Annotated in this window: 18 protein-coding genes and 2 pseudogenes; 8 read left to right on the plus strand and 12 right to left on the minus strand. The window is 62.6% G+C overall.

Translation table 11 applies throughout. The annotated features are described in order from the left end of the window. Positions 1–99 precede the first annotated feature (99 nt). The 6 genes from ABI582_RS00815 (at position 100) to ABI582_RS00840 (ending at position 5,381) form a co-directional block, all read left to right on the plus strand. On the plus strand, positions 100–1,293 hold the full coding sequence (locus ABI582_RS00815; protein ID WP_442118086.1) for an ABC transporter substrate-binding protein: 1,194 nt from the start codon (positions 100–102) through the stop codon (positions 1,291–1,293). Between the two features lie 30 nt (positions 1,294–1,323). Beyond that, the gene (locus tag ABI582_RS00820) at positions 1,324–2,313 is read left to right on the plus strand and encodes a YVTN family beta-propeller repeat protein (RefSeq protein ID WP_442118087.1); all 990 of its coding nucleotides are present in this window, start codon (positions 1,324–1,326) and stop codon (positions 2,311–2,313) included. Beyond that, complete coding sequence (locus tag ABI582_RS00825; RefSeq protein WP_442118088.1) at positions 2,310–3,050, plus strand: ABC transporter ATP-binding protein; 741 nt, start codon at positions 2,310–2,312, stop codon at positions 3,048–3,050. The genes ABI582_RS00820 and ABI582_RS00825 overlap by 4 nt, the downstream gene beginning before the upstream one ends. Continuing rightward, positions 3,047–3,838 carry an ABC transporter permease gene (locus ABI582_RS00830; protein ID WP_442118089.1) on the plus strand — a complete coding sequence of 264 codons (792 nt, stop codon included), beginning with the start codon at positions 3,047–3,049 and terminating at the stop codon, positions 3,836–3,838. Before ABI582_RS00825 ends, ABI582_RS00830 begins: the two co-directional genes overlap by 4 nt. Positions 3,839–4,114: 276 nt before the next feature. Further along, positions 4,115–4,663 carry a PQQ-dependent catabolism-associated CXXCW motif protein gene (locus ABI582_RS00835; protein ID WP_442118090.1) on the plus strand — a complete coding sequence of 183 codons (549 nt, stop codon included), beginning with the start codon at positions 4,115–4,117 and terminating at the stop codon, positions 4,661–4,663. A 52-nt stretch (positions 4,664–4,715) separates the two neighbouring features. Further along, positions 4,716–5,381 (plus strand): response regulator transcription factor, encoded by a 666-nt coding sequence (locus tag ABI582_RS00840; RefSeq protein WP_016500232.1) that lies wholly within the window; start codon positions 4,716–4,718, stop codon positions 5,379–5,381. Positions 5,382–5,441: 60 nt separating this feature from the next. Here the strand turns inward: ABI582_RS00840 and ABI582_RS00845 are convergent, their stop codons facing one another. The 9 genes from ABI582_RS00845 to pstS form a co-directional block, all read right to left on the minus strand. Continuing rightward, positions 5,442–7,340, minus strand: a complete 1,899-nt coding sequence (locus ABI582_RS00845; RefSeq protein WP_442118091.1) for a PAS domain-containing hybrid sensor histidine kinase/response regulator — start codon at positions 7,338–7,340, stop codon at positions 5,442–5,444. Further along, positions 7,309–8,472, minus strand: a complete 1,164-nt coding sequence (gene nosP, locus ABI582_RS00850) for a nitric oxide-sensing protein NosP (RefSeq protein ID WP_442118092.1) — start codon at positions 8,470–8,472, stop codon at positions 7,309–7,311. Before nosP ends, ABI582_RS00845 begins: the two co-directional genes overlap by 32 nt. 264 nt (positions 8,473–8,736) lie before the next feature. Next, positions 8,737–9,924 (minus strand): porin, encoded by a 1,188-nt coding sequence (locus ABI582_RS00855; RefSeq protein ID WP_442118093.1) that lies wholly within the window; start codon positions 9,922–9,924, stop codon positions 8,737–8,739. A gap of 354 nt (positions 9,925–10,278) precedes the next feature. Then, positions 10,279–10,878, minus strand: coding sequence for a hypothetical protein (locus ABI582_RS00860; protein ID WP_338747096.1), 600 nt, complete (start codon positions 10,876–10,878; stop codon positions 10,279–10,281). Further along, on the minus strand, positions 10,878–11,576 hold the full coding sequence (locus ABI582_RS00865) for a hypothetical protein (protein WP_442118094.1): 699 nt from the start codon (positions 11,574–11,576) through the stop codon (positions 10,878–10,880). Before ABI582_RS00865 ends, ABI582_RS00860 begins: the two co-directional genes overlap by 1 nt. A gap of 93 nt (positions 11,577–11,669) precedes the next feature. Beyond that, positions 11,670–12,458 (minus strand): phosphate ABC transporter ATP-binding protein PstB, encoded by a 789-nt coding sequence (gene pstB / locus ABI582_RS00870; RefSeq protein WP_016500238.1) that lies wholly within the window; start codon positions 12,456–12,458, stop codon positions 11,670–11,672. A gap of 50 nt (positions 12,459–12,508) precedes the next feature. After that, positions 12,509–13,402 carry a phosphate ABC transporter permease PstA gene (gene pstA / locus ABI582_RS00875; RefSeq protein ID WP_016486166.1) on the minus strand — a complete coding sequence of 298 codons (894 nt, stop codon included), beginning with the start codon at positions 13,400–13,402 and terminating at the stop codon, positions 12,509–12,511. Next, positions 13,399–14,367, minus strand: a complete 969-nt coding sequence (pstC, locus tag ABI582_RS00880; RefSeq protein ID WP_016486165.1) for a phosphate ABC transporter permease subunit PstC — start codon at positions 14,365–14,367, stop codon at positions 13,399–13,401. Before pstC ends, pstA begins: the two co-directional genes overlap by 4 nt. Positions 14,368–14,437: 70 nt before the next feature. Next, positions 14,438–15,469 carry a phosphate ABC transporter substrate-binding protein PstS gene (pstS, locus tag ABI582_RS00885; RefSeq protein ID WP_442118095.1) on the minus strand — a complete coding sequence of 344 codons (1,032 nt, stop codon included), beginning with the start codon at positions 15,467–15,469 and terminating at the stop codon, positions 14,438–14,440. A 140-nt stretch (positions 15,470–15,609) separates the two neighbouring features. On the opposite strand from pstS, the pseudogene ABI582_RS00890 reads away from it, so the two are divergent. Further along, positions 15,610–15,687, plus strand: a pseudogene (locus ABI582_RS00890) (termination factor Rho); the annotation flags it as partial. A gap of 248 nt (positions 15,688–15,935) precedes the next feature. On the opposite strand, the gene ABI582_RS00895 reads toward ABI582_RS00890, so the two are convergent. Together ABI582_RS00895 and ABI582_RS00900 are read right to left on the minus strand one after the other, a co-directional pair. After that, positions 15,936–16,169: a hypothetical protein gene (locus tag ABI582_RS00895; RefSeq protein WP_338747093.1), complete on the minus strand. Its 234-nt coding sequence runs from the start codon at positions 16,167–16,169 to the stop codon at positions 15,936–15,938. A gap of 135 nt (positions 16,170–16,304) precedes the next feature. Beyond that, positions 16,305–16,619 (minus strand): DUF2834 domain-containing protein, encoded by a 315-nt coding sequence (locus tag ABI582_RS00900; RefSeq protein WP_442118096.1) that lies wholly within the window; start codon positions 16,617–16,619, stop codon positions 16,305–16,307. Positions 16,620–16,726: 107 nt separating this feature from the next. On the opposite strand from ABI582_RS00900, the pseudogene ABI582_RS00905 reads away from it, so the two are divergent. Then, positions 16,727–17,544, plus strand: a pseudogene (locus ABI582_RS00905) (MmyB family transcriptional regulator). Here the strand turns inward: ABI582_RS00905 and ABI582_RS00910 are convergent. After that, positions 17,534–18,319 (minus strand): 2-keto-4-pentenoate hydratase, encoded by a 786-nt coding sequence (locus ABI582_RS00910; protein ID WP_442118097.1) that lies wholly within the window; start codon positions 18,317–18,319, stop codon positions 17,534–17,536. The pseudogene ABI582_RS00905 and the gene ABI582_RS00910 sit on opposite strands and share 11 nt — an antisense overlap. Positions 18,320–18,378: the final 59 nt, after the last annotated feature.

Here is an 18,378-nt window from a genome sequence, read left to right on the forward strand (position 1 = left end):
GCCGAATTACTACCTTGGTACCGGCCGAGCGCTACTTTCTGCATATTCCCCCCTCCCGGCGGGCTTCCTATGCTGACGCCATCTGCCGTGGAGTGTGTTATGCGCCAGCCTGCCCACCTTGCCCTGACCTGCCTGCTGGCCCTGGCCGCGACTTTGTCTGCGCCCCTGACGGCCGCCGCTCAGGGCCAGCCCGCCGCACCCCTGCAAGTGCGCATCGGCTACCTGGGCTATCGGCCCGACCCCGGCCCGCTGCTGTCCAATGTCATTCCTGAGCCTGCCGACGCCGGGCGGCAAGGTGCCGAGCTGGCGATTGTCGACAGTAACAGCACCGGGCGCTTCCTGAAGCAGCAGTTCCAGCTGAGCAACGCCACGGTCGACAGCCCCGAAGCGCTGCTGCAGGCGGCCAAGGCGCAGCACGACCAAGGCCTGCGGCTGTTTGTGGTGAATGCCCCGGCCGCCAGCCTGCGCGCTTTGTCTGCCGCCCTGCCCGACAGCCTGCTGTTCAACGCCGGCAGCCCCGACGACAGCCTGCGCAGCAGCCAGTGCCTGGGCAATGTGCTGCACAGCCTGCCGGGGCGGGCCATGCTGGCCGATGCGCTGGTGCAATTTCTGGTGCTGCGCAAGTGGCAGCGGGCGCTGCTGGTGGTTGGCCAGACCGAAGACGACCAGGCCTACGCCGCCGCCCTGCGCCGTTCGGTGAAGCGCTTTGGCATGCAACTGGTCGCGGAGAAGACCTGGACCTTCGACAACGACCAGCGCCGCAGCGCCCAGGCCGACATGCCGCTGTTCACCCAAACCGCCGAATACGACGTGGTGCTGGTGGCCGACGAGCGCGGCGACTTTGGCGAGTACCTGCCCTACCAGACCTGGTACCCCCGCCCCGTGGCCGGCACCCAGGGCCTGACCCCCACAGGCTGGCACAAGACCGTGGAAACCTTTGGCGCAGCGCAGCTGCAAAAACGCTTCGAAGCCCAGGCCGGGCGCTGGATGAATGACCGCGACTTTGCCGCCTGGATGGCCGTGCGCAGCATTGCCAGCGCAGCCAGCAAGCTGCGCCAGGCCGAACCCCGCGCGCTACAACAACTGCTGCTCAGCGAACAGTTGCCACTGGATGGTTTCAAGGGCCGCAAGCTCAGCTACCGCCCATGGAATGGTGAACTGCGCCAGCCAATCCCGCTGGTGCAGCCGCGCGCCCTGGTCAGCACTTCGCCGCAGGAGGGCTTCCTGCACCCTTTCAACGAAATGGACAGCCTGGGCTACGACAAGCCCGAAGTGACCTGCAGCTACCCCTGACCCGATAACCACAACAATAAGGAATTCGCCATGCGCCGCCCTCTCTTCCACCGGGCCCTGCTTTACCCCAGCCTGCTGTCGGGCGCCCTGGCGCTGGCCTGCGGGCACGCCATGGCCGCCACTGCCTGGGTCTCCAACGAGAAGGACAACAGCCTCAGCCTGATCGACATGCAAACCCTGGAAGTCACCGAGACCCTGCCGGTGGGCCAGCGCCCGCGCGGCTTGCTACTGTCACACGACAACAAGCTGCTGTACATCTGCGCCAGCGATTCGGACCGGGTGCAGGTGATGGACGTGGCCACCCGCAAGATCATCAAGGAGCTGCCCTCGGGCAAGGACCCCGAGCAGTTCGCCCTGCACCCCAACGACCGCTGGCTGTACGTGTCCAATGAGGACGACGCGCTGGTGACGGTGATCGACACCGTCACCGACAAGGTGCTCGGGCAGATCGACGTTGGTATCGAACCCGAAGGCATGGCGGTGAGCCCCGATGGCAAGTGGGCCGTCAACACCAGTGAAACCACCAACATGCTGCACTGGATCGACACCAGCACCCAGACCCTGGCCGACAGCACCCTGGTCGATCAGCGGCCGCGTTTCGTCGAGTTCGACAACGACGGTTCGCGGCTGTGGGCCTCGGCGGAAATCGGTGGCACGGTGACCATCCTCGACGTGGCCACCCGCCAGGTGCTGAAAACCCTGAACTTCCGGATCAAGGGCGTTCACCCGGACAAGGTCCAGCCGGTGGGCATCAAGCTCAGCGCAGATGGCAAGTACGCCTTCGTCGCCCTGGGCCCGGCCAACCATGTGGCGGTGATCGATGCCAAGACTTACGAGGTACTCGACTACCTGCTGGTCGGGCGGCGGGTCTGGCAACTGGCATTCACCCCGGACCAACGCCAGTTGCTGGCCACCAATGGGGTTAGTGGCGATGTTTCGGTGATCGACGCAAAGAACCTCAAGGTGCTCAAGTCGGTGAAGGTCGGGCGCTACCCCTGGGGCGTGGTGGTAACACCATGAACGCCCTGGACGTCAGTGATGTGAGCTTCGCCTACGGCCAGCGCGAAGCCCTCAAGCAGGTGGGTTTCAGCCTGGCGCCCGGGCGCTTCGCCGCACTGCTGGGCCCCAATGGCGCCGGCAAGTCGACCTTGATCGCCCTGCTTACCCGCCTCTACGACCTGCAGCACGGCGACATCCGCGTGAACGGCTGCTCACTGCGCAACGCTGCACGCCCGGCGTTGCGCCAGTTGGGCGTGGTGTTTCAGCAAAGCACCCTGGACCTGGACCTGAGCGTTGAACAGAACCTGCGTTACCACGCCGCGCTGCATGGCCTGTCGCGGCGCCAGAGCGACCTGCGGGTCGAAGCCGAACTGGCCCGCCAGGGCCTTGGCGAACGCCGCCGCGATCGTGTACGCGAGCTGAACATCGGCCACCGGCGCCGGGTGGAAATTGCCCGCGCGCTGCTGCATGAACCGCGCCTGCTGCTGCTCGACGAAGCCAGCGTCGGCCTGGACCCTGCCAGCCGACTGGCGCTCAACCAGCACCTGCGCGGGTTGTGCCGCGAGCAGCAGCTCAGTGTGCTGTGGGCCACCCACCTGCTGGACGAAGTGCAGCCCAGCGATGACTTGCTGATTCTGCACCAGGGCCGCCTGGTGGCCAGTGGCACCGCCGATGCGCTGAGCCTGGAGCACGGCGGCGACCTCGACAACGCCTTTGCCCGGCTGACCAACGCCCACTCAGGAGCCGATGCCCGATGAACGCTTACTGGCAATGTTTCAACGGCATCATGCTGCGCGAATGGCTGCGCTTCGTGTTGCAGCGCACGCGCCTGCTCAGTGCCCTGGTGCGCCCGCTGCTGTGGTTGCTGGTGTTCGCCGCCGGGTTTCGCGCGGCGCTGGGCATTGCCATCATCGAGCCCTACGACACCTATATTCCTTACGAGGTGTACATCATTCCGGGGCTGGCCAGCATGATTCTGCTGTTCAACGGCATGCAGGGCTCGCTGTCGATGGTCTATGACCGGGAGATGGGCAGCATGCGCGTGCTCTTGACCAGCCCATTGCCCCGGCCTTTCCTGCTGGGCAGCAAGCTGTTGGCGACGTCGTTGATTTCCCTGCTGCAAGTCTATGCCTTCCTCGCCATCGCCTGGCTCTACGGCGTGCAGCCACCGGCTGCCGGCCTGCTGCTGGCGCTGCCGGCATTGCTGCTGGTGGCGTTCATGCTCAGCGCCTTGGGGCTGTTGCTGTCGAACGCGATCCGCCAGCTGGAGAATTTTGCCGGGGTGATGAATTTCGTGATCTTCCCGCTGTTTTTCCTGTCTTCGGCGTTGTACCCGCTGTGGAAGATGCGCGAGGCCAGCCAGTGGTTGTACTGGCTGTGTGCTGTGAACCCGTTTACCCATGCCGTGGAACTGGTGCGGTTTGCCCTTTATGAGCGGCTGAACCTGCTGGCGCTGGCGGTGTGCCTGGGGTTGACCGCCTTGTTTACCCTGCTGGCGATACTCACCTTCAACCCCCAGCATGCGGCGCTGCGCAAGCCACGCTGAGCTTCTGTTGCTTGCTCTGTGTAGGAGCGGCCTTGTGTCGCGATGGGCTGCGCAGCAGCCCCCGGGATTTCAGCTGCACTGCTTGAATTGCCGGGGCTGCTGCGCAGCCCATCGCGACACAAGGCCGCTCCTACAAGGGTCCGCGTCAGGGCTGAAGGGGCAGCTCCCTTTCTAACCGCAAGCTACTACTTTAGTACTGCCTTTGCTGTCTAATCGTCGCATTCACAACGCACCGCCACTGGCATGTAATGGGCCTATAACAAAAAGGATAAAACCATGCCACGTGCCCTGCGCCCTTTGTTGGCTGCCCTTTCGCTGAGCCTGTCGCTGGGCGTCGCCCACGCCGACACCACGCCGCTGTTCTCCGCCGAAGGCTATCGCACCACCCTCTATCGCAGCCCGACCCCGCAACAGGTCGAAGGTGGCCAGGTCATCGACACCGCCACGCTGCAACGCCTGCTGGCCCAGACGCCCAGGCCGGTGCTGGTTGACGTCTACCGCCGGCAATGGCTGCAAGGCCGGTTCATCGAAGACGAACCACACAGCAACCTGCCCGGCAGCATGTGGCTGGCCAACACCGGCGACGGCGAACTGAGCCCGGCCTGGCAGGACTACTTCGTGCGTAACCTGCAAAAAGCCACTGCCGGGCACCCGGAGCAACCGCTGGTCTTCTACTGCCGCTCCGATTGCTGGTTAAGCTGGAACGCGGTAAAACGCGCAAAAGCCCTGGGCTATGACAACCTGTACTGGTACCGCGACGGCCTGGACGCCTGGCAGCAGGCCAACCTGCCGCTGCAGCCGGCGCAGCCCGTGCCCTTCCCCTGAAACACTTGCCTGCGAACGCGTGCCCATCCAATAAAAACAAGGTGAAAAGGCCATGTACAAAATTCTGATTGCCGACGATCACCCCCTGTTTCGCGAAGCCATCCACAACGTCATCAGCGATGGTTTTCAAGGCAGCGAGGTCATGGAGACGGCCGACCTGGACAGCGCCCTGGCATTGACCCAGGCGCACGATGACCTCGACCTGATCCTGCTCGACCTGAACATGCCCGGCATGCACGGCCTCAATGGCCTGATCACCCTGCGCAACGAGGCGCCGACCACCCCGGTAGTGATCGTTTCGGCCGAGCAGGAAAAGCAGATCGTGCTGCAGGCCATCACCTACGGTGCCGTGGGCTTCATCACCAAGTCCTCGCCACGCTCACAGATGATCGAAGCGATCGAGCAGATCCTCAATGGCAATGTCTACCTGCCACCGGACATCATCCGCGCGCAAAAAAGCAGCACCAGCCGGCGCCACAACGATACCCCGAGCTTCCCGCCGGAAATGCTCCAGGCGCTGACCCGCAAGCAGCTGCTGGTGCTTGAGCGCATGACCAAGGGCGAATCGAACAAGCAGATCGCCTACACGCTGGATATCGCCGAAACCACGGTCAAGGCGCATGTTTCGGCTATCTTGCGCAAGCTCAATGTGCACAACCGGGTACAGGCGATCCTGAGTGCCGGCGATATCGATTTTGCTGATTACTTGCGCCGCTGACCTGTTCCGGCCTCTTCGCGGGTGAACCGCTCCCACAGAAGCCCGCGAAGAGGCCAGCGGCTATGTCATGCTGCCGGCCAACAAGTGGCTCATCGCCGTCTTGAGCTTCATCGGCCGCACCGGTTTGTGCATCAGGGTATGGCCCAGCTCGCGGATCTGCTGCTTGAGGTCGTTGCTGTAGTTGGCGGTGATCATCAGCGCCGGCAGCGGCTGAGCGCGGCGGGCATTGATCCGCGCCACGGCATCGACACCGTTGCAGTCGTTGTCCAGGTGGTAATCGGCAATCAGCAGGTCGGCCTCGGCGTGGTAATTGTCCACCTGGCGCGCCAGGTCTTCCTCCGACAGCGCCGTGACCACCTGGCAGCCCCAGCCCTCCAGCAAGGTGCGCATGCCGGCGCAGATCGCCGCATCGTTATCCAGCACCCACACCCGCGCCCCACGCAAGCGTTCGAGCATCGGCTCGCACATCACCGGGCTTGGCTGGGCCTTGGGCGCGGTGGCGCTCAGCGGCACTTCGACGGCGAACACCGAGCCTTTGCCGAGCCATGAACGCACCCGGATCCGGTGGCCGAGGATACCGGCGATCTTTTCCACGATCGCCAGGCCCAGGCCCAACCCGCGGTCCTGGTCCGGGCGCTGGACATCACCGCGCTTGAACTCCTGGAACATTTCTTCCAGGTGCTCTTCGGCAATGCCGATACCGCTGTCCCACACTTCGATCCGCAGGCCGCCACGCTGGCGCCGGCAACCCAACACAACGCGCCCGCTGTGGGTGTAGCGGATGGCGTTGCTAAGCAGGTTGCGCAAGATGCGCGCCAGCAGCTGGATGTCACTGCGCACCACCGCCGAACAGCCCACAAAATGCAGTTCAAGCCCTTCGCAGCGCGCCACCTGGGCATATTCGGCAGCCAGGTTGTCCATCAGTTCGCTGAGGGCGAACGGGGCGACATCGGCCTTGATCACCCCGGCATCGAGCTTGGATATATCCACCAGGGTGCCCAGCAGGTTCTCTACATCCTCCAGCGAGTTGCTGACATTTCGAACGAGGTGGGCACTGTCTTGCGGCTCGCGGCGCTCTAGCAGCGCGCTGGTGAACAGCCGCGCCGCATTCAGCGGTTGCAGCAGGTCGTGGCTGACCGCAGCGAGGAATTTGGTTTTCGACAGGTTGGCCTGTTCGGCCTCGCGCTTGGCCTCGCGCAGGCGCGACTCGGCCCGGCTACGCTCCTCGATCTCACGTAGCAACTGGTCGTTGAGGCTGGTCAGTTCAGCGGTGCGTTCGCGTACCCGTTGCTCCAGGTGTTGATAGGCCTGGTGCAGCGCCTGGGCGGTATTGCGGCGCTCGGTGATGTCGCGGATCAATACGAAGATACCCACCACGTCACCATTGGCCAGGCGGTTGGGTACGTAGGAGCGCAGCATGTAGCGCTCCTGGCCATTGATGTTGGTTTCGGCAAATTCGAAGGTGACGCACTCCCCCGCCAACGCCCGCGCCACATAGGCTTCCAGGCGCTGGTAATGCTGCTCGCTGTGGGCTTCTCGCAGGCTCTGGCCCAGCATCACGCCGTGCGGCCAGCAATACCATTCTTCATAAACCTTGTTGGTGAATTCGTAGACCAGATCGGCATTCAGGTAAGCGATCAGCGCTGGGACATTGTCGGTAATCAGGCGAATCTGGTGCTGGTGGGCGGTCTCGGCCCGCTGTCGGGCTTCGCTCAGCAGCCGGTTGACGGCCTTGAGCTCAGCCATGGCCTGGTTCAGGGCATCGGTGCGTTCACGCACCTGCTCGGCCAGCACCACCGAATGCTGGAACGCCGCATAGGGGTCGTTGCCCCGCGTTACCCCCGACTCGATGCGTTCAATCAACGCGCCGTTGATCCGCTGCAACTTGTGGTTTTCGTGCTGCAACCGGCTGACCTCGGCCTGCAGTTCAGCGCCCGACAGGAGGCCGGTTGCGGGCAATGGCGACCCCGGTGAAGGTCTGGTTGATATGCATGCCATTGAACTGTTCTCCGTAGGTGTTGAAGCCGATCACCCGCTGCTCGCGCAAGAACGCACCCACCGGCTCCAGGCCGTGATGGGCTTCCAGCTCCAGGCGCCGCAGAAAGCAATCGCAACCGATGGTCAGCAGCAGCGGGCCAAGGCGCTGGTGCAAACCGTCGAACAGCTGGTGCAGGTTCGGCAACAGCGGGCCCGGGGTCATGGCTGTGAGCACGATGCCGTTTTCTACCGCGCAGTAGAAACTCAGGCTCAGGTCCGGGTGCACTTGCTGGATCGCCCGCACGTAATACTGATCATGAATGCGCACGGCCAGCGGATGTGCGGCAAATACCCGGTAGTCGAGCGCAGCCACCGGCACGCCGATGTGCCGGGCGTACTCCTCGGCAGCAGGCTCGGCATTCAGCTCGTAGACCCGACGCTGGGCGCTGTCGGCGCCGGTTACTACCAGTTTTTCCTGCCGTGGCAGGATGTGGTGGGTGGTGAACACCTCGAAATCGAGCCAGGTATTCACCAGCACCACCACTGCGGCACCGTTGTGGAACGCGCCACCGAAATACACATGGGTACGGGTCAGGTAATTGTCGTCGCCGGCCGAACCGCCAAAATGCGGGATGTCCCCCAATGCCGCGCTGAGCGCGGCGAGCACCATCTCCTCGCGGCTGGACAGGCCGTCGAGCAGGGTCAGGGCAAAGCTGTGGCCCTTGATCGGCGCCAGGGTGTTGCTGCGGCAGGTGCCGACCAGGCGCTCGACCATCTGCTGCGCGTCGATCAGGCTGAAGTGCTCCATCTCATCGATGAGCTCGGTGGCGATGGAAAAATGCCGGTGATCAAAGCCCACCGCCGTGACGCAATTGCGGCCGTAGCCCAGCGGTGTGATTTCGCCGGCGCTGGTGCAGCCGACCAGGCGGATGCCGCCGAAATCCTGTTCCAACGCTTCGCCTAACGCCTGCAAGTCGTATTCGGCGGAACAAAAGAACAACACGAAACCCAGGTGCGGGTGCAGCAACTGCCGCGCCAGGTCCTGGGCGGCCAGCCGTGCATCGGTGGCCTGGGACATGGCACTGACCACACCGTCGTTTTGAGCCTGCTGCATCGTGGTCTCCGGCGCGGGTGGCTGAGGGGTCAGTGTACGAAGGTGAGCAAGGGGGACGAATGCTACTTGGGTAGTGGGTGGGCGGTTCCATGGATGTAGTTCAGGCAGGATGCGCAGGCCCCTGTAGGAGCGGCCTTGTGTCGCGAAAGGGCTGCAAAGCAGCCCCGGAAACTTGTGCATCAGTGCTGAAATCCTGGGGCCGCCTTGCGGCCCTTTCGCGACACAAGGCCGCTCCTACAATGACCGTGGCAACCGGGCAGATCACTACCAGGTCAACACCGCACCCACCGCAAAGGTATCGGTGTCTTCGTTCTGCGCGCTGGTGTCATGCCCGTCGATGGAAAACTGGTTGTACTCGGCCACCAGCTTCAAGTGGTCGTTGACATCATGGAACAGCGCCACGCCGCGGGTCTCGTAGTCCGCCCCGCTGCCTACCGCGCCATTGCCATCGTCCTTGGTCTTGCCGTAAGACAGCGCCACGCGGTTCTTGCCGAACTTGTACGAGCCCTGCAGCAGGTAGCCGTCACTGTCGACATTGCGCAAAACCGGTTCGCCCGCGTTGTTGGTGAAGAACGGGTTGATGCCCTTGGCCTGGAACCCAGAGCCGGTCAGCGACAGCCCGCCCATCTTGGCCTGAACGCCATAGCCGACACCTTTGGAGGTAATAGACTCCACCGTCGAATCGGTATTGTCGGAGGTCTGGTAGCTGCCGTTGACCCAGCTGTAGATCTGCGCCCCGCCCAGGTCGAACTGGTAGGTGATCTCGCTTTCGGTGCGCGGGTTTTCCTGGTAGGCCTTGCCGGTCGGGCTGCTGTCGTTGGTGTCTACCGGGTCCATGATGCCCACCGCCACCCGCAGGCCGTCCATCACCGGGGTGCGGTAGGTGATCTGCGAGGTGGGGAACGGGTACGGGTAACCACTGCCGATGTTGCCGAACGACACCCCGCCGCCGTCCACCAGCCCCAGCGTGTCGCTGACCTGGCCATAACCGGCCAGCAGCTCGTCCAGCAGGATGTTGGAGCGGGCGAACAACCCGAAGTCCTTGCCGATCAGCACCTCGCCCCACGCGGGGTTGGCCACGGTACCGTAGAACTGGCGCACGTCGATGGCGGTGTCGGTGCCGTTGGTTTCACTGTCATTGATGGTTACCCAGAACGAGGCACGCGCGCCGAGTTTCAGGTCATCCACCTGCTTGCCCATGTTGAAGCCCAGGTAGTTGGGCAAGAAGCCCATTTTCACCCGCGACTGGCGGCGGTCGAACTGTTCGCCCTCACGGTCGACCTCGCTGTTGACGTAGAAGGCGTTGATGTAACCGTCGGTGGAAAACGTTGTCTGGTCCTTGTCGTACAGCATGATCTCGGCCTCGGCGATGCCGCTCAGGCCCAGGGCAGAAAAGCTGGCGATGGCGGCTGCGAGGAAACGAGGCGGCAGTTGCTTATTGTTGTTGTGCATGGCGCGCTCCAAACGGGGACTGGATGTCGGAGGCGATTATCGGAAGTGGCCAAATGGCCAGATACGCTGCTTTGGGGGGAGCGGGTAGCGGCCTTGGGCTGGCGAATGCGGCGTGATGATTTGGTCGCGCTACCGGGTCTGGCCAGGAGGCAAGACCTAAGGTGTACGCATGAATAGCAGGCGGGTATCAATACAACTGTACGAACTGGGGCCGCCTTGCGGCCCTTCGCGGGCTTGCCCGCTCCCACAGGGATCACGCATCTCTTGAACTCAGCGCCAGACCTGTGGGAGCGGGCAAGCCCGCGAAGGGCTGCAAAGCAGCCCCATTGATACCGATTGCGCTGACCACTGCCTTCAGGAAGCAAGCGCCTGCGAACGCTGGCGCACGGGCATCTCATAACGGTGCGGTTGCTGCCAGGCCAGCCGTGCCTGCACGTCGACCGCCGCGTCCATCACCTTCTGTGCCCAGTTTTCGTCTTTCGGGCACACCACCACAACGCGAAAACCGTGGTCGACGCCTTCCAGCCGCACACCTTCGGAATCATCGACATGCAGGTCGATATCGAACGCCGAGGGCAACTTCGAGGGCGAATGCTCAAGGCCGTTCTGGGCCAGGATATGCTGGTGCCGGTCGCTGTTGACCACACCATCGACATGGATGCCATAAAGCATCAGCCAGCGCCGGATGTACGCCGGGGTGCGCCCCGACGAGGTATAGATCCAGATGCTGCAACCCTGGCGGCGCAGGTCGCGGATCAGCGAGCGCGTGCCACTGCGCAGGGGCTCGCCCAACCAGCGATGGACGAAACCTGGCAGCTTGCTGTCCTCGGCGGCAGCGTGCTCGGGCAGGCAGGCGAGCGTGTCGTCGATATCGAACGAAATGCGTACCTGGCCACGCTTGAGCTTGCGTTCAAGGGCTTGGCGCCCGCGTGCGAACATGGAGTAACGTTGCATCAGCGGCGCCCCTCGCAGGCAGGCACGGGCGTGCCGCTCAGGAAGAACTTGCCGGGCTCAGGCGCCTTCTCTTCAAGGAAAGCGGCGTACTTTTTCTTGATCTTGGGTAGTTCGTACAAAGCCTTTACACCGTGTTTAGCGGAGTTGCGTATGACCGAGGACGGGTTGAAGTAACCCTCGGCGTTGTCCAGCGACAGCACGAAAGGCGGCAAGCCGGCACGCATCAGCAGGTAGCTGACGATGAGCGAACCTGTACGGTTGTTGCCTTCGATGAACAACTGCGGCTTGCTGAGGATTCGTACATAAACACCGGCTGCCCGCTTCCAGACCGAATCGCTGCGGTACGAGCAGTACCAGTTGTACAAGTCCTTGATGCCACCTTCGACGTTGTTGAAAAAGTGCGCCTCGGTTGCGGCGAGGTGCGGGGCATATTCCAGGCGACGGGCCGGGTCGCTGCCGCACAGCACGGTGGCATTGATTTCCAGCATCAGGTTCAGCTGTTGCAGGTCGAAGAGGTCGATACCGCGAGCGACATAGTCGTCAATCAGGGCGTAGCCTTCAAGCACGTTCAGCAGCACCTCGTCGGTAAACGGGTCCCGCGGTTCGGTGAAATGCCGGCTGAGTTCGGCAAAGCGGCCCTGCACCTCGCGCAGTGCGCGCTCTACCGCTGAAAGATCAAGACGACGCGTTGCTCGCATTGGAAATCCCGGGTAACACTTTAACGGAAGGTAACGCGGCCGGGTGCTGCAACCTCCCTGGCTGCAACACCCGGCCACCTTGGGCGTGCTGACTCAGCTGAACTTGCCGCTGATGTAGTCGCTGGTCAGTTGCTCGCGTGGGTTCTGGAAAATCTGCGCCGTAGGGCCCATCTCGACCAGGTAACCAGTGCGGCTGCCCTGAGAAATATCGACCGAGAAGAACGCCGTGGTGTCGGCCACACGAATCGCCTGCTGCATGTTGTGGGTCACCAGGGCGATGGTGTAGTCCTTCTTCAGCTCGACCATCAACTCTTCCACGCGACGGGTGGCAATAGGGTCGAGTGCCGAGCAGGGTTCGTCCAGCAGCAGCACTTCGGGCTCGGTGGCGATGGCACGGGCAATGCACAGACGCTGCTGCTGGCCGCCGGACAGCGACAGGCCGCTGACCTTGAGCTTGTCCTTCACTTCGTCCCACAGCGCGGCGCCTTGCAAGGCGTGCTTCACGCGGTCACCCAGGTCGCCCTTGTAGCGGTTCAGGCGCAGGCCGAAGGCGACGTTGTCGAAGATGCTCATCGAGAACGGGTTGGGCTGCTGGAACACCATGCCGATGTAGCGGCGCACGACCACCGGGTCAACACCCTTGCCGTAGACATCCTGGCCCAGGAAGTGCACATGGCCTTCAAACCGGAAGCCCTTCACCAGGTCGTTCATGCGGTTGAGGCTACGCAGCACGGTACTCTTGCCGCAGCCCGACGGCCCGATGAAGCCGGTGATCTCGTTCTTCCTGATCGGCACATGGCTGTCACGCACGGCCATGAAGTTGCCGTAGAAAATCTTGTCCAGCTTGCAGTCCATGACGATGGGGGTTGCTTCACTGACCATGGGAGCGGCTCTTTGCGCAGTGGATACGTTCAAGTTGGATGCTCCCTTTCTCAATACTTGGGCTTGCCGAAGACTCGGCTCAGAATGTTGATTACCAGCACGATCATTACCAGCACCAGCGAGGCCGCCCAGGCGAGCTCGAGCTGGTTGTCGAATGGCATGCCGGAGAAGTTGTAAATCAGTACGGCGAGCGAGGCCGTAGGGTTCATGACCGCCAGGCTGCCGTCATGGTAGATCCAGTAGTTGCTGAACAATGCGGTGAACAGCAGTGGCGCGGTTTCGCCAGCGGCGCGTGCCACGGCCAGCATGACGCCGGTGAGGATGGCCGGCAGGCCGGTGGGCAGGACGATCTTCCAGATCACCTGGGCACGGGTGCAGCCCATGCCGTAGGCGGCGTCTTTCATGATCTTGGGCACCATCTTCATCGACTCTTCAGCGGTCAGCACCACGATCGGCAGCATCAGTACTGCCAGGGCCACACCCCCAGCCGGCGCCGAGTAGGTACCGGTGGTCATCACCACCAGGGCGTAGGCAAACACCCCGGCCAGGATCGACGGCAGGCCGGTGAGCATCTTGGCGGCAAAGCGCGCGGCGTTGGCCAGCTTGCTGTCGGGGCCGAGTTCGGCCAGGAACACCGCGGCGAGGATACCGACCGGTACCGCGATGGCTGCGGCAATGCCGACCATGACGAAGGTACCGGCCATGGCGTTACCAAAACCGCCACCCATCTCGAAGCCGGTCGGCGGCAGCTCGGTGAACACTTCCAGGCTAAGGCGTGCACCGCCGCGGGTGATCAGCATGTACAGCACGGAAATCAGCGGCACGCTGGCCACCAGCGCCGCGAGCCATGCCAGGGTAGTCAAAAGCACGCTGCGCAGGGCACGGCCTTCCAGCTTGCGTTGCAGGCTGGGCAATGCGGCTACAGGGGTCGTCAGGTCAGTCATTGTTTGTTACCCCGCTGGGCGTAGAGCATGATCATCGAGCCGAGCACGTTCACCAGCAGGGTGATGAACATCAGGACCAGTGCCGCGTACATCAGCACTTCGACCTCGTTGGGGCCGGCTTCCGGGAAGTTCAGCGCCAGCAGCGCCGCCAGGGTGTTGGCCGGGGCGAACAAGGAAAGGGAAATGGTGTTGGCGTTGCCGACCAGCATGGCCAGCGCCATGGTTTCACCGAGCGCGCGGCCCAGGCCCAGTACCAGCGAACCAAAGATGCCGGTAGCAGCCGATGGCACCATCACCTTGAGGATGGCTTCCCAGTGGGTAGTACCCATGCCGTAGGCAGCCTGCTTGGTTTTCATCGGTACGCTGGTCAGCGCATCCTGGGAAACGGCAGCGATGGTCGGCAGGATCATGATCGCCAGTACCAGCGCAGCAGGCAGCAGGCCAGGCCCGCTCAGGGAGGTGCCGAAAAACGGGATCCAGCCCAGCTCGCTGTTCAACCAGGCGGTCAGCGGGCGAATCGCCGGGATGACCACATAGATGCCCCACAGGCCGTAGACCACGCTGGGGATGGCGGCGAGCAGTTCGACGATGGTGCGAAACACCGCGGCGAGCTTGGCCGGAAGGAAATCCTGGGTGAGGAAAATGGCCATGCTGACGCCGAAGAAACCGGCGATCAACAGGGCGATGAAGGCACTGTAAAGCGTGCCCCAGATCGCTGGCAGAATACCGTACTTGCCTTGGTTGACGTCCCAGACGCTGCCGAACAGCACGTCAAAGCCGTGCTTTTCGATGCCGGGCAGTGCCTTGCGGCCCACTTCGTAGACCAGCGCGAAGACCAGCGCCAGTACCAGCACCACACCAATGCGTGCAAGCGCACGGAAGGTGCGATCGACCAGGAAGTCTTTCGCAGACGGTGGCTGGCACGCGGAATCGGGGTTATCCGGTATGGCAAAGGGTGTGTTCATGGGCAAGTTCCGGGACAAGGGACAAACACCCCCGGCATGGCTTCATGCCGATACCGGGAGCGCCTGGGTATTACTGGATGTTGGCAGACGCTTTACGCACCTGGTCGACAACCGACGCAGGCAGCGGGATGTAACCCATCGAGTCGGCGATGGTCTGGCCTTTGGTCAGGCTGTACTCGACCATTTCACGCATGGCCTTGGCTTTTGCCGGGTTGCCGTTGTCCTTGCGGAAGATCATCCAGGTGTAGGAAGTGATCGGGTAGGACTTGGCACCGTCCGGGTCAGGCAGCCAGGCCACCAGGTTTTCCGGCATGTTCACCGCAGCCAGTGCTTCGGCACCGCTCTCTGCGTTTGGCACAACGTATTGGCCAGCCTTGTTCTGCAGCACGGCGAAGTCGACCTTGGCCAGCTTGGCGAAGCCGTATTCGATGTAGCCGATGGCGCCCGGGGTCTGGCGGACGGTGGCGGTTACGCCATCGTTCTTCGGCGACTTGATGAACTTGTCGGTGGCCGGCCAGTTGACGGTGTTGCCCTCACCCAGCCCTTGCTTGAAATCAGCGTTGATGGCCGACAGGTGCTTGGTGAAGACCGCAGTGGTACCGCTGGAGTCAGCACGCACGACCACGGTGATCGGGGTAGCTGGCAGTTTCAGCTCAGGGTTGGCCGCGGCGATTTGCGGGTCGTTCCACTGGGTGATCTTGCCCAGGAAGATGTTTGAGTACACCTCGCGCGGCAGCTTCAGCCCTTTAGGGTTGCCCGGCAGGTTGTAGGCCAGGACGATTTCACCGGCGGTCATTGGCAGCAACTGCACGCCTTCGCCAACCTTGGCAATGTCTGCTTCGCTCATGGCCGAGTCGCTGGCGGCGAAGTCGACGGTCTTGTTCAGGAAGTCCTGAACGCCCGCTCCGCTGCCCTTGGACTGGTAGTCAACGGTAACGCCAGCAGTGTTCTTGCTGAAGTCCTTGAACCAGGTCAGGTAGATCGGTGCAGGGAAGCTGGCGCCGGAACCTGTCAGGCGAACGTTTTCTGCAGCAAAGGCTGCCGAAGTGGCGCAAAGGGAGACCGCAACGGCGATTGCAGCAGACTTCATCAGGCGTTTCATCAAAAAGTGCTCCTTGTGATGGCCGGCACACTTTGCATCAGCTGTGTTACAGCTTTGTGACTGTTGAGTGGCAGGCCGCACGGTAGAGCTTTTTGCCTGTGCCATGACGCACAGACAAGCAGAAGCGCAAGGCCGAGCACATAGAGGCGAGTTACGAAGACAGGGGTTTGTCGAAAGAAGAGGCCGAAGCCCGCGCCTGGGCCACCGTCAACGAACAGTGAAGCGCTGCGTGAACAAGGTTGAGGGCGCGATGCCTGGCACCGGCTGCGCCGGTGTTCGCGGGTGAACCCGCTCCCACAGGGTATGGTGTTGCATTCAAGACCGGCGTGGTGCCTGCGCAGTCAGCCGCCTTGTTCACAGAGCTTGAAGCCTGCGCGATCAGTGTGGGAGCGGGTTCACCCGCGAACACCGGCGTAGCCGGTGCCATCAATAAAGATATCCCATCCCTTACCTGGGCTTCACCGAATCAGCCAATACCGACAATACCCGCTTCATCGCCTTCCGGGCTGCGGTTGCGGCACGCGCACTCGAACTCGGCCTGGGCCCGTGTGGAAAAGTTGAGGCTCAAGCGCATCTTTTCTTGTGTGTCGTAAAGGTCATAACCCTCCCCAAGTGCGGCCGGAAAGCCAAGGCGCCGTGGGTAAACCTCTCTGTTTATTGGCACTGCAGGAACCACAACGAAGCGCGTCTGCATGATCATCCCTCTTCGGCAGTGCTTAAGTATTAGTACTGCTATGTGAATGCATCAAGATGACTCATGCAATATTTTGGTTCAGTTACCTGTGCTCGCAGTAATGAGTGCGCAGAAACCCAACAGGCCGACAGCCCCGATTGCTCATGGCTGACGCCCCCCGGCAACGCCTCTGTTGACGAGATACAACAGCGGCCCCGCCGAAACGAATACAGCCGTCAGCAACAGGTAGGGCAGCAACGATATCCCCTTCCCGCCCCGCATACGGTTGTCCCTCACCATCCAGACGCAGGCCAGCCCCGCCATCAGGTACAGGTCAATGACCACCTGGGCAGTGCCTGGCCGCGACAGCAGCGTTAGCCCAAACGCCAGCAGCGACTGCTCGGCAATCAGCATCGTCCAGCCGGTATACAGCGAAAACAGCACCAGCAACGCCAGCGCGCAGATACGCAAGCCCATCGTCCTTTCCTCGGTAGGGTTTGCCGGCACAGTAGTGATAGGGTTGCCTGCGCTCAATGACCTGTGAGGTCATGGACGCTGCAATCAAGGACGATAAGGATCAAGGCATGAGTCATCATCTGTTCCATCGCAAAAGCCCTGCGCCGGATACTTCGGCAGGCCAGCATCTGCGCCACTTGCGCCAGCAGGCCGGGCTCAGCCAGTTGGCGCTTTCGCTATTGGCTGGCGTATCGCAGCGCCACCTGAGCTGCCTGGAAACCGGGCGCGCCAAGGCCAGCCCTGGCACCTTGCATGCCCTGCTTTCGGCCCTTGGCGCGCCACTGGAGCACTGCAACGAAGTGTTCACTGCCGCCGGGTACGCGCCCCGCTACGCGGCCTCGCCGCTCGACGCGCCTGAACTGGCATTGGTGCATGCCGCCATCGAACACATCCTGCAGGCGAACAACCCTGCACCTGCAATCGTCATCGACAGCAACTGGCAGGTCATCGCTGCCAATGCCAGTACCGGCCTGCTGTTGGCGATGGTGGGTGTTGCGGCACAGGCGGCGCCTGGCCTTAACCTTCTGGATACGCTGCTGCGCCCTGGCGGCCTGGGCGATCATCTGGCCAATGCGCAGGAAATTCGTGCCGTTGCCTGGCAACGTGCATCCAGGGAGGCAGTGGGCAACCCGACGCTGGCAGAACACTTGCGCAATCTTCCAACCCCGGCCAACCCAGAGCAGGCGGCAGGTATCGCGCCCGTGTTGCTGACCCGCGTGAGCACCCCTATGGCGAGCTCAGGTTCCTGTCGACCTTCACCACCTTCGGCATGCCGCTGGATATCACCGTGGAATCATTGCGGATCGAGCACCTGATCCCCGCCGACCCACAAACCCGGCAGAGGATGCAGGCGGCGTTTGATCAATGGTCGGTGGTTACAGCGTGAACGACAGCGCCTGGCCAAGGAACCTGGCGCTAACCTGATGGCCTGTTTGATTCAGGTCGAACGGCTGGCACATGGCCCCCGTGGTCACCACATCACCTGCCTTCAATGTCTGGCCGCGTTCGGCAGCATGGGCATACAGGTGGGCCAGCGACACCAGCGGGTCGGTCGCAGCATCGCCAGACAAGCCGCGGGCGCGTAATTCGCCGTCTACGTACACCTCGGTGGTCTCGGCCAGGTCTGCAAGCAAGGGTACGTTGATGCCTGCCCCGAGGCTGTTGCCCACGACCAACGCTTCAAAGCCCACGTTGTCCGCCACGAAGCTTGGCCAACCGACGCTCTTGCGGTCGACGAAGCGTGAGCGCACCACCTCGAAAGTGACGCAGGTTGCGCGGATATCCTCGCTGGCCGGCAGCCGTCCCGCTTGCGGGGGGATATCGCGGTCAAGCACGAAGGCAATCTCGCATTCGATGGTTACAGGTGTCACCGCCGGCAGCTCGATGCGCACACCATCAGCGTGGCAGCGCTTTGCTTCCAGTTGGCCAATCAGCGGCCGGGACAGGTTGGCCGCACGCATGCCTGCGGGGCTGCCGACACCCAGCTTCCACCCGGCACGCTGACCAGCGGCGGCGGCGAAGAACTGATCCTGGCTGTCATAGCCTTGTTTCAAGGTTTCGGGCCTGAGGCTGGCAGGCAGTTCCGCCAGCAAGTCACCGCTGCGCCAGTGCTGCAGCAACAGGGCCGCGGTACGTTGGGGTACGAAAAGCGAACTGTTCATCAAGACCTCATGGAAATGGGCGATGCCGGGCAACCGATGCTAGGGCCTGAAATTGATAA

The sequence above is a fragment of the Pseudomonas sp. SAS7 genome, from assembly GCF_052112345.1.
Classification (GTDB): Bacteria; Pseudomonadota; Gammaproteobacteria; order Pseudomonadales; family Pseudomonadaceae; genus Aquipseudomonas; species Aquipseudomonas putida_Q.